The 12,456-nt window shown below is 39.8% G+C and carries 7 protein-coding genes; 3 read left to right on the top strand and 4 right to left on the bottom strand.

Going from position 1 to position 12,456, the window contains the following annotated elements; translation table 11 throughout:
* A partial coding sequence (locus H6G68_RS20000) for a beta strand repeat-containing protein (RefSeq protein ID WP_277925545.1) occupies positions 1 to 4,020 on the bottom strand: 4,020 nt, incomplete at its 3' end.
* 275 nt (positions 4,021 to 4,295) lie between these two features.
* Here H6G68_RS20000 and fni point away from each other — a divergent pair.
* Positions 4,296 to 5,345: a type 2 isopentenyl-diphosphate Delta-isomerase gene (gene fni / locus H6G68_RS19995; RefSeq protein ID WP_190908210.1), complete on the top strand. Its 1,050-nt coding sequence runs from the start codon at positions 4,296 to 4,298 to the stop codon at positions 5,343 to 5,345.
* 86 nt (positions 5,346 to 5,431) lie between these two features.
* Positions 5,432 to 7,267 carry a signal peptide peptidase SppA gene (sppA, locus tag H6G68_RS19990; RefSeq protein ID WP_190908204.1) on the top strand — a complete coding sequence of 612 codons (1,836 nt, stop codon included), beginning with the start codon at positions 5,432 to 5,434 and terminating at the stop codon, positions 7,265 to 7,267.
* A gap of 333 nt (positions 7,268 to 7,600) precedes the next feature.
* Here sppA and H6G68_RS19985 read toward each other — a convergent pair whose 3' ends face one another.
* Positions 7,601 to 8,332: a GDYXXLXY domain-containing protein gene (locus tag H6G68_RS19985; RefSeq protein WP_190908203.1), complete on the bottom strand. Its 732-nt coding sequence runs from the start codon at positions 8,330 to 8,332 to the stop codon at positions 7,601 to 7,603.
* A gap of 221 nt (positions 8,333 to 8,553) precedes the next feature.
* Positions 8,554 to 9,987 (bottom strand): DUF2157 domain-containing protein, encoded by a 1,434-nt coding sequence (locus tag H6G68_RS19980; protein WP_190908209.1) that lies wholly within the window; start codon positions 9,985 to 9,987, stop codon positions 8,554 to 8,556.
* 212 nt (positions 9,988 to 10,199) lie between these two features.
* Here H6G68_RS19980 and H6G68_RS19975 point away from each other — a divergent pair, with 212 nt between their 5' ends.
* On the top strand, positions 10,200 to 11,153 hold the full coding sequence (locus H6G68_RS19975) for an RsmB/NOP family class I SAM-dependent RNA methyltransferase (protein ID WP_190908202.1): 954 nt from the start codon (positions 10,200 to 10,202) through the stop codon (positions 11,151 to 11,153).
* Between the two features lie 295 nt (positions 11,154 to 11,448).
* Here the strand turns inward: H6G68_RS19975 and pip are convergent, their stop codons facing one another.
* Positions 11,449 to 12,396, bottom strand: a complete 948-nt coding sequence (pip, locus tag H6G68_RS19970; protein ID WP_190908208.1) for a prolyl aminopeptidase — start codon at positions 12,394 to 12,396, stop codon at positions 11,449 to 11,451.
* Positions 12,397 to 12,456 lie beyond the last annotated feature (60 nt).

Raw genomic sequence — 12,456 nt, 5'->3', positions numbered from 1 at the left:
ATTTGCACCATAACTGAGTGCATCAGCAATACTGCTAGTTGCAAAATTCAGTTGCGATTTTAAGGAATTAGCAATGTTACTCACAGTGGCTGAAGTATTATTCCATAAAACATTAGCTAATTCACGACCATTGGCGACAAAGGTAGTATTCCAAAGAGCGTTAGTAATTTGATCTATGGAGAGATTTGCACCATAGCTAAGTGCATCAGCAATAGTGCTTGTCGCAAAATCCAGTTGAGATTTAAGAGAATTAGCAATGTCACTAATAGTGGCTGAAGTATTATTCCATAAAACATTAGCTAGTTCACGAGCATTGGCGACAAGGTTATTGTTCCAAAGGATCTTGGCAATATCTCCTAATCCAGCACCGAGTTCATTCATCAAAAATTCGGCAATATCTCCTAATCCAACACTGAGTTCATTCTTCAAAACTTTAGCAACATCAACAAAAATATCAAAGAGTCCACCCACAATTTCACTGGAGAGATCGTTAGCTGCTTCAAGCGTCTCAGAAGCAATTCCACCGGTTAAGACCAATCCCTTAGTCACTAATTTGACTAACTTTTCTATGCTTGGATTTTGGAGAGTATTGATCAAATCATCAATAGCTGTAATGGCAGTTCCTCCAGCTAATCGAGTGAGTTCTTCACTACTTCTACTAATCAATGCTGCTGGAACAGCAGTTAGTGCAACACCTAATGCACCAAGTGGAGGCAAGATAGTACCAACAACTCCTGTAACAACACCAAGGACTGTTATTGTTCCATTAAATGAAGCCCAATCTTTTCTTGCTTCATTAGATATTTCACTACGATTCCAGTATGAAAATAACGGGCTACTTAGGTCGCTAGATCCTAATCCCTTGATAATGGAAATACTAGGATTATCAAAGAGATTATCTTCTTCTTGATTATGCTTATCAAGAATATAATCTATCAAAGGCGAACCATAAATCTTGGAGTTTTCAGTATTCCAATCAAATAACCAGTATTCACCTGAAATATATTCTTCTCCAGCTAAACTTACAAGATCACCGAAAACTACTCCATGAATGACTTTTCCTACATTTTCTGGTTTAAAGGAACTTGCCAAAGCATCGTCAATACCAGGTGAGTTCAAAGTGAAAACCTGACTTAATTTACCACCTTGGTTAGTATAGGCGGCTGCTAGAGATTGAGCCACAGCCCCCCCTAAACTTTCTCCTACGATGATCGGATAATAGCCAGAAATAGAGTTGACAGCAAATTGATTTAACCACTGTTTGATTTGATTATTATTGGCAGAAAACTGTCCAAACCCGATACCTTGAGGATTAGCATCCTCTAAGACATCTAAACGGGTTTCAGGTTGTGTCCCCCGAACAACCAATAAAGGAGGACGAGTATTGCTGTTGCTAGTAAAACCTACTGCATAAAATCCTGTAGTTGTATCATTAAATACTTTTTTGGCTGTATAAGTATGACCTTGAACCGTTATTTGCTGCCCAACAACCCAATCTTCTCTTACCTCTTTAATTAAATATTCATAATCACTGCCAGCAATATTTAAGTAAAAAGTTGGCTCATCATTACTGATGAGTGTAACGGTACTTGACTTGGCTGTCCCTAAGTTGTAACCTGTTCCTGTCGCAAGAGTCAGAATAACTGTTTCATTCGTTTCTGCTACGGTGTCATTAATCGGTGTGACATTCACTATGGCCGTAGCTGAACCCGCCGCAAAGGTTACACTTCCACTTAAATCGCTATAGTCAGTGCCTTTGGTCGCTGTTCCTGAGAGAGTATAGTTCACCGTTAAGGCAGTGGTGGTATTTCCTGTGCGAGTCAGAGTAAATTGACCAGGATTTGCAGTTTGTCCAGTTACAGTTTCCCTTGCACTTGCATCTGTCGCACTGATGGTAATTGTCGGTGGATTGTTGGTTGCAGTATCGTTATCAACTAAGTTAACTGTGGCAGTCTTGGTAGTTCCTAGAACGTAACTTGTAGCGCTGGCTAATGTAACGATTGCTGTCTCATTCCCCTCAAATACAGCATCATCTTTGACATTGACATCAATTATCGCCGTAGCTGAACCAGCCGCAAAAGTAGCTATACCAGTTAAAGTATTATAATCTGTGCCATTAGTAGCCGTACCTGCAACTGTGTAATTAACTATCAAAGATGAAGTTGTACTTCCTGTACGAGTTAGAGTAAATTTACCAGGATTTGCAGTTTGTCCTGTTAATATTTCTCCTGCACTTGCGTCTGTCGCACTAATAGTAATTGTTGGTTTGTCGTTATCAACTAAGTTAACTGTGGCTGTTTTTGTAGTTCCGAGAACGTAACTTGTAGCGCTGGCTAACGTAACGATTGCTGTTTCATTTCCCTCAAATACAGCATCATCTTTGACATTGACATCAATTATCGCCGTAGCTGAACCAGCCGCAAAAGTAGCTATACCAGTTAAAGTATTATAATCTGTGCCATTAGTAGCCGTACCTGCAACTGTGTAATTAACTATCAAAGATGAAGCTGTACTTCCTGTACGAGTTAGAGTAAATTTACCAGGATTTGCAGTTTGTCCTGTTAATATTTCTCCTGCACTTGTATCTGTGGCACTAATAGTAATTGTTGGTTTGTCGTTATCAACTAAGTTAACTGTGGCTGTTTTTGTAGTTCCGAGAACGTAACTTGTAGCGCTGGCTAACGTAACGATTGCTGTTTCATTTCCCTCAAATACAGCATCATCAATGGGAGTGACATCAATTATTGCCGTAGCTGAACCAGCTGCAAAAGTCACAATCTTCGTTAATGTTTGGTAATCCGTGCCATTAGTTGCCGTACCTGCAACTGTGTAATTAACCGTTAGAGATGAAGCTGTACTTCCTGTACGAGTTAGAGTAAATTTACCAGGATTTGCAATTTGTCCTGTTAATGTTTCTCCTGCACTTGTATCTGTGGCACTGATGGTAATTGTCGGTTTGTCGTTATCAACTAAGTTAACTGTGGCTGTTTTTGTAGTTCCTAAAATGTAATTTGCACTACTAGCCAAATTGAGGATAATTGTTTCATTACCTTCAAACACAGTATCATCACTAGGCGTGACATTAATTATTGCCGTTGATAAACCCGCTGCAAAAGTAATACTATTAGTTAAAGTTTGGTAATCTGTCCCATTCGTTGCTGTACCGGAAATTGTGTAATTGACTGCTAAGGATGAAGCGATATCCCCAGCGCGCGTGAGGGTAAATAGACCAGGATTTGCAGTTTGTCCTGCTATAGTTTCAGCCGCATTTGCATCACTAGCACTAATGGTAATTGTAGATAGAGTAGCTTGCTCAACTGTTAATATTTGACCATCAACAAAAATCGTAGTTGAATCATCTTCAGCACGAATCTCTGCAATTTGATTGGCGTTAAGGTGCTTATCTGTAACAACTGCTGCAAACAATTTTCCCTCATCGCCGGGTGTGTCTGCTACATTTATTTGTTTGTCTAGGTAATGTCCAATTTCTTCTATAACTGTATCTTTAATGGTTTCAATATTTCCACTACTCAGTAAATTTTCGGAAAGATAGATTTTATTGGTTTCTCCAGCAAACACTCCTAATGTTTCTGTGGGAAATATAGATGCCTCTAATACTTCTATCTGTGGCAATATCTGAAAATTACCCACCAACCATTGAGAAGTAATTTCATTTAAATTCCCAGCATTGAGATTATCTCCAAAAATCGAGTGCATCTGTGACTGAAAGTCAGGAGACTGTGCAAATTGCTGTAGAGTTGGGTAGATATCTTGTTGGAGGATGTCATTAATAGAAGTTTGCCAGCCAAAAAGATGATTCCATGAGAGCGTCTCCGGTACAATATTAGACCAGTTTTGTGTTGGTGCAATTGTGGGTAATGACAACGGATGAAGACTAAGATGAGGAGATGTCTCAAAGGGATTGACAACTTTTACAGTACTGTCGGAAAAACCGGTTTTTTCCAGTCCAAGAAGAGGATAGGGGAGATCCTGACTGCCGTGTGGTCTTAGCTCATCCATTGCAATTTATACCCTGTATTTACTGAGGAGTGTATTTTTTGAAATTCTTTATAATGTAAGTCTAGAGTATACTAAAATACCTAATCATGAAGTTTTAATGAAGTATATTGTATTAATGATGATGATTCAGTTTAGGAGTATTTAACTAAAAAATGGTAGTAAAATTTAATATGGGCTAAAACGGAAAGCAACCTGACTTAGCAATCCTAATCCGAGCGTGCAAATTTTCTAGGGACTGTCACAATAATGAAGGTAAAAGCTTGGAATCATTACCTGTGAACTCTCCTACCAACACCCCAGCAGAAACCCAAAATCGCAAAGCAGATCACATCCGCATCTGTCTAGAAGAAGATGTTCAATGTCAGCAAGTCACCACAGGACTAGAACGCTATCGCTTTACCCATTGTTGCTTACCGGAATGCGATCGCAATGACATTGATATCAGCACCAATTTTTTAGGAAAAAGCCTGAATGCACCGTTGTTAATCTCCTCCATGACTGGGGGAACCCAACGAGCCGGAATGATTAACCGTCGTTTGGCAGAAATAGCCCAACAATATAAACTAGCAATGGGTGTGGGTTCCCAGCGTGTAGCGGTGGAAAAACCCCAAGTTGCTGACACCTTCGCTATTCGCAAATATGCTCCTGATGTGCTTTTATTTGCTAACTTGGGCGCAGTTCAGCTTAATTATCAGTATGGCGTTGATGAATGTCTGCAAATTATTGATATTTTAGAAGCTGATGCTTTGATTTTACACATCAACCCTTTGCAAGAATTCATTCAACCCAGAGGTGATACAAATTTTCGGGGCTTATTTGACAAAATATCTAACTTGTGCAGTAAGTTACCAGTACCTGTAATTGCTAAAGAAGTAGGTAATGGCATTTCCGCTGTGATGGCAGAAAAACTGATATCTGTGGGAGTACAAGCAATTGATGTCGCTGGTGCAGGTGGTACATCTTGGGCTTTGGTGGAAAGCGAACGGGCAGAAACCTCCTTACAGCGTCGCTTAGGCAAAACTTTTGCTGATTGGGGTTTACCAACAGCAGAGTGTATTACCAGCATTCGCGCTCAGTTTCCCCAAATCCCCTTAATTGCTTCTGGGGGATTACGTCATGGCTTAGATGTCGCCAAAGCGATCGCATTAGGAGCAGATATGGCTGGTTTAGCAATGCCCTTCCTGCAAGCAGCAGATGTATCAGAAACTGCACTGCAAGAGTTAGCAGAGGTATTAATTGCCGAAATCACCACCGTATTATTCTGTACTGGTAACAGAACTTTGTATCACTTAAAGCAATCGGACAGTTTACACAGCATACAATAAAGAAAACAACTTGTTTTTTCTTAGTCATTGGTTTTTTTTACTAATGACTAATGACCAATAACTAATGACTAATAACTAATAACTAAATGAATAATTTCCTCAAACAAACTTTTGCTAGTTTAATTGGTAGCTTACTAGGACTGACTATTTTCTCTGGTATCAGTACTCTAGGCTTATTGTTCCTGATTATCCTTGCTACTACTTCCAAAGATACGGGGCCACAAGTCAAAGATAAGTCCGTGCTGGTTTTTGACTTATCCATGAAAATCACAGATAGCGAACCTAATTCCAGTAGATTTCTACAAAGAACCCTAACAGGTACAAATGAAGATAGCATTACACTCCGCAAAGTTATAGAAACCCTAGAAAAAGCACAGCGTGATCCACGGATTGTGGGTATCTATATAGACGCTACCAAGTCACCCGCAGCTAGTGGACTCGGCTATGCTTCCCTCAAAGAAATCCGTCAAGCACTAGATAAGTTTCGTGGTTCTGGTAAAAAAATTGTCGCCTATGGCTCAGACTGGAGCGAACGGGAATATTATCTCAGTTCGGTAGCTAATAATATCGTCCTCAATCCTGTAGGACTAATGGAAATCAACGGTTTGAGTTCACAACCGATGTTTTTGACGGGAGCATTGCAGAAATACGGTGTTGGTGTTCAGGTCGTGCGAGTAGGGAAATTTAAAGGAGCAGTAGAACCGTTTATATTAGATAAACTGAGTCCAGAAAATCGGCAACAAACCCAGAAATTATTAGATGACGTGTGGGGAGAATGGCGGACATCTGTCGGGACAAGCCGGAAAATTAAACCAGAGAAGTTGCAAGCGATCGCAGATAATCAAGCTATCCTAGAAGCCTCATCCGCTAAAGCCAGTGGTTTGGTAGATCAGGTGGCTTACATAGATGAAGTGGTAACTGACTTGAAAAAGTTAACTACCAGCGATAAAAACGATAAAAGCTTCCGCCAAATTAACATTAGTGATTACGCCCAAGTTAGCGATAAATCAATCGGTGCAGAACGCCAATCAGACAACAAAATTGCCATTGTCTATGCTGAAGGCGAAATCGTCGATGGTAAAGGAGAAGATGGAGAAGTAGGAGGCGATCGCTTTGCCAAAATCTTCAACAAAATTCGCCAAGATCAAGATGTGAAATCTGTCGTTTTACGAATTAATAGCCCTGGTGGTAGCGCCTCCGCCGCTGAAGTCATCCAACGAGAAATCAAATTAACTCGACAAGTCAAACCAGTGATTGTCTCAATGGGTGATGTCGCCGCCTCTGGTGGTTATTGGATTGCCAGCGACTCAAACCGCATTTTTGCGGAACCAAACACCATCACAGGCTCTATAGGCGTGTTTGGCGTGCTGTTCAATGGTCAAAAGTTAGGAAATAACAACGGTATTACTTGGGATACAGTAAAAACAGCCCAATATGCCGATAACCAAACCGTTGCTCGTCCCAAATCCGACCAAGAATTGGCGCTTTACCAACGCAGCGTTAACCGTATTTACAATATGTTTTTAAGTAAAGTTGCTCAAGGTCGAAAACTACCCCAACAAAAAGTAGCAGAAATTGCCCAAGGGCGAGTTTGGTCAGGTGCAGCAGCCAAACAAATCGGGCTAGTCGATGAAATTGGCGGACTAAATGTAGCAATTGCATATGCTGCCAAACAAGCCAAATTAGGCAATGATTGGGAATTGCAAGAGTATCCACAAGTTACTACTTTTGAAGAACGCTTATTGGGGCGAAAACTAGAAGAAGCACAAGCAAAATTAGGGATGGATAAAACTCAAATTAAACCTGTTAATCCCCTCCTTGCAGAATTTGAGAAATTGCAACAGGAAATTTCAATTTTGAACAAAATGAACGACCCCCAAGGAATTTATGCCCGCTTACCTTTTACCTTGAAGATTGACTAATCTGATGGGGATATCAAGTAGTCAGAATCAGGATTTACAGGATTTGAAGATTGGCAGGATTTAATGATTAATTATGTATTTTTTCATCCTGTACATCCTTTAATCTTGGACATCCTGATTCTGACAAATTATTTATTTTTTGATCCTGTACATCCTTTAATCTTGGACATCCTGATTCTAACAAATAGGGAATATTGCTTGGTTTAGTGACTGTACTAACCATATATGATATACCTTCGAGTTTAGCTAATAAATTATACTAAAATAATAGCAAGTCTCAGATCCCCTACTTCTTGGAGAAATAGGAGATCTATGTCGTGATTCTGATAGCTGTTAAAAGCGATAATTGCGGTAGCTGCGCTGACTAGAAGGATCACCAATCCACATACTTGTCGGTACAGCATTACCTTGAGGATCTACTTTCACTTGTACCGCTATTGCTGGTCTCTGTCCGTCTGTATTTTCCTGTGCTTGCAAGATATCATTGTTAATTTGCTGCCGTTGTTCATCTTGCAGATAATAGTTTTCCAAGCCATAGTTAATCAACCCATTTTGATAATTACCCTTTAAAGCTACCTGATTATTGGGGAGGTACATAGGCAGACTACTACTCACTCGCATTGGTCTCCAAGCCCTGGGAACACCACGTTCAGAAGATTGTTGTTCTTGCAAAATCAAGTATAAAGTACTTCCCTGAGCTATTTGTCCGTTTCTCACGGAATTTCTCCTAACCCAATCTCTCCAACCCGGTAGTCTTCTTAGAGTTTCGCTCCGAGAAATATTATAATCAAGGGTCAAAGAAGATCCCTGCATCATATTATTAGTATTCACAGGTACAGTTTGCAAAATTACTGACTTCCCAGTCATGTCTGTGTACATCGCTTGGGTGGGAACTGCCAAAATTAAGCCGATTTGCACCATCAACGGCGCTACTAATCGCCAAATAGGTAGAGGCTTATTCGCTTTCTGTTCAGTGGCAATTAGATAATCCCGGAAAGTCAACTTTTCGGAAAATTCCATTTCTGGAGTTAAGGTTTTATTTGGTTCAGATGAGTTACTTTTCATGAAAACTAATTGATAATTGTTTACTTGTCATTTGTCATTTATAGCCGTGGACAGGGTGGTTAGGACATCAATTGATAATGAAACTCTCACTACAAGAGGGTTTTACTCCTGACTCCTGACTCCTGACTCCTGACTCCTGCTATATTCAGTTGTTAATACCCAATGACTCATGACTAATAGGAATTTAAACGCAGAGATTTAGGAATAAATATTGTGTTACGTCAATTGCCTTGCTTCTTACTTGCAGAATTAGATGCAGGAGATAAGCGACGTTCAAACCACTGGCCAGCAGCTATGAGAGAATAGCCACAGGAGATAAAGACAAGTGACCTAAAAAGTACATCCGTGTCGTACTCCAACACCCGGCTGATAATTTGCAAGATAAACAGTAATATCCCACACCAAAAAGAGCGCCTTTTACTTAACTTCAATCCTTCTTGAATTAACCCCCAAGCTAATGTTGCCAAAAGGACATTGAAGATAAAAATGCCCAGTTCAGTAATCCGGCCAATCGCTTGATGCCAAAAAGGGACTATGACAATGAAACCCAGAAAGATGCTAATGACAATGAACGTAAAAAATACTTCTCTCCGGGGTGGGCTATTTCTATGACGCAACAGAAACAACCATTGCAATACAGCCAAACCGCTGAGAATCCCCAAATCAATTATGGGCAGAGATTGGAATCCATTCAAGAAGGAATTACCATCAATTGGTGATTGCCACTGCCAACGGAAAGACAACAGATAAAAGACTACGCCAAAACATATCAACCCTAAATTACGGGCTAGGGGTTGAAACAACCTGTAATTGATGATTGGGAATAGCAAATCATCATAACTCCAGAGTAATGCAGGTGGGAGCGCTAAAGCAAAAGATGCTACCCAAGGAACTACATCAGAAAAAGTTAACAGGGGTAGTGGGTTCAGGTTATATTGCAAGGAAAAAGTAAAGGCTACTACTGCTAGTCCAAAAATCCACCGTGAACGGCAAACATAGGCTAAAGGAACAAACAGCAGCCATGATAACAGAGGCATATGCCGTACTGCTAACCGCGCCCAATTCAACTCATTTGGAGAAGAGAAAAACTCTCCCAATCCTATCCAATAGCCGATTTGCACCAAGATAATGGACAAAATTCCCAAGGAGTTCAAAGATAGACTATAAGCCATAACTAAAACACCAAACCCCCAAGCCAAAAACAACTCAGAAGCTGAACCGCTAATATTGAATATTTGCGCCATCAGCCATAAAGTTGCCCCTAAAATCAGGCTGCTGAGAATTAGCAAAGCTTCTCCTAGTAAGCGTTTGCTGCGTTGTGGCTTTTTACCTTCAGCTAAAGCAAGTGCAGGTTGTCTCCATGTGAAAAAACCAGTGATAGCAGTAGACAAAAACAAACTCATTAACAAGATAAACTTGACTTCTCTTGACCATGTTTGCCAATTTGTGGCTACAAAGATAATTACACCTAAGGCTAAAAGTAAGCCACCGAAAGCAATGGCTACTAACCCAGAACTTTCCCGTGCATCCGCTTCTATCTTATTAAATTGATAGCGGTCTGCTAATTGCTGGTGTTGGGAAGAACTAATAAGTCCTTCATCTCGCCAAAGTTGTGCTTCTTGGCGTAGTTTTCGCTGAAAATTATCTAAGATCATGACCTCTCCGGTGCAATGGGTTAGTTTAGCAAGTGTCAAAACACGGTTAGCTTCTAGCCAAAGGCCAGAAGCCGCGCCGGACGCGCTTCGCAAACGCAATCTAAATGGTGGTCATTATATTTTCAGTATGCAGCCAAATACCTTAATTGCATTGTTCTGCTGTAACAGTTTCAATACTGTTCTAATTAGCTAAAATTACTCAAATTTTGAATATGGAAAAGCCTTCAAATTTATTACTTAAAGTTTCACGCCGTTTATTTAAAGATCCAGAAGAACAAGCAAAGTTCATCGATGCTTTAGTTAATCCTCAACCTTTTTTACCTTGTATTCTTTGGTGTCAAGATCAGCCGGAAATCTCTCCTTTTTCGGTAGAAACACCTCTGAGTTGGCAACCAAAATTTGTAGATCGGTTGCATCTGGGAGAAAAACCAGGTCAACATCCCTTACATCAACAAGGATATTTTTATTGTTTAGATTTTTCTTCTGTGTTTTCTGCTTCTACTTTGTTAACTATTAATCAATCAGTACCTTTGGTGTTTGATATGTGTGCTGCACCAGGAGGTAAGAGTGTTTTTGCTTGGAAAGTATTAAAACCTCATTTGCTGATTAGTAATGAGGTGATTGGTAAGCGGTTAGGAATGCTAATTTCTAATTTGAAGCGCTGTCAGATTAAACCTGCTGGAGTAGTACATCGAGATTCTAGTATTTTTGCCGAAATGTTTCCAGAATCAAGTAATTTAGTTATAGTAGATGCTCCTTGTACAGGGCAATCTTTATTAGCTAAAGGTGAAAAAGCACCTGGATGTTTTCATCCTACTTCAATTAATAAAAGTGCAAATCGTCAAAAACGCATTATCGCTAATTCAGCACAAGTTGTAGCTCCACAAGGTTACTTAGCTTATATGACTTGTACTTATTCTCCAGAAGAAAATGAGCAAGTATGTGAATGGTTTTTAGAAAGATTTCCCCATTTTCAAGCTGTAGAAGTTAGTCATTTATCAGCTTATCAATCATATTTAACTGACATTCCTTGTTATCGAATGTTTCCTCAATATGGTTTGGGGGCTGGTGCATTTACGGTGCTGTTTAAAAATACAACTGAGGGTGAAGGGAAGAAGATTGATATAGAGACGATATCGCCGATGTGTAAATATTTAACTATATAGGAATAATATTTGATTTTTGAAATCTAGGTTTGGTGGGCAATGCCCACCCTACGAAACTTAAAATTTTATGGCTACGCCACGCAAGCTATCAGCTATCATTTATAATTCCTATACAAGTATTTGTAGTGTGCGTTAGGCAAAGCCGTGACGCACCATTAATCGAGTTTAGTGATTATAAAACCTAGACCCCAAAAGACTCTTCAGACTGTCCCCTGTCACCTGCTATATAAGATTGGGTTGTGTGCCGCTGAACCCAATCTTAAATGAGACAGTGACAAAATTAAATATGCGTTATCTAAAAGTCTGCAAATTTATCTGTAGCTGCAATTAAAGCGTTGCTAATTCCTGGTTCACTCATGGAATGTCCCGCATCAGGAATAACGATAAATTCTGCTTCTGTCCACGCTTGATGTAATTCCCAAGCGGATATCATCGGACAAACTACGTCATAGCGTCCTTGGACAATTATAGCGGGAATGTGGCGGATGCGGTCAACATTTAAAAGTAATTGATTTTCCTGTTCAAAAAATCCCTTGTTAATAAAATAATGGCATTCAATCCGTGCAAAAGCCGCTGCAAATTCATCATCACCAAACTTTTGCTTAAGTTCTGGATCTACAAAAAGTTTACTTGTACTACCTTCCCAAATTGACCAAGCACGGGCTGCTTCTAGTTGAATTTGCAAATTTGGACTAGTCAAACGTTTGTAATAAGCTGTAATCATATCTTCTCGTTCAGCGACGGGAATGGGTTTAATATATTCTTCCCACGCATCAGGAAAAATATAACTAGCACCTTCTTGATAAAACCAGGATAATTCCTTTTCTCTTAACATAAAAATGCCACGCAAAATTAATCCTGTGCAGCGAGAAGGATGACTTTGACTATAAGCTAATGACAACGTGCTTCCCCAACTTCCACCAAATACAACCCACTTTTCTATTCCTAAATGCTCGCGTAATTTTTCAATATCGCTGACTAAATCCCAAGTGGTATTTTCTCGCAGTTCAGCATGAGGCTGACTTTGACCACAACCACGTTGATCAAACATTACTAAACGCCATTTCTCTGGGTGAAAATATTGCCGATAAAAGGGTGGACAGCCGCCACCAGGTCCCCCATGTAGTAACACTATTGGTTTTCCTTGGGGATTACCTGATTCTTCAAAATGAATTGAGTGTAAGTCAGAAACCTGTAAGTAATCTTCGCGGTAAGGTTGGATAAGTGGATAAAGTTCTCGCATTTTGTTGATTGACACAAAAATAATACTGTTATTATTTACTCACACTTTTTAAATCAATTA

Origin of the sequence: Anabaena catenula FACHB-362 (assembly GCF_014698735.1) — a bacterium.
GTDB classification, from domain to species: domain Bacteria; phylum Cyanobacteriota; class Cyanobacteriia; order Cyanobacteriales; family Nostocaceae; genus Anabaena; species Anabaena variabilis_A.
The sequence above is the reverse complement of the archived record's forward strand: the minus strand, read 5'-3'. Positions and strand labels throughout refer to the sequence as shown.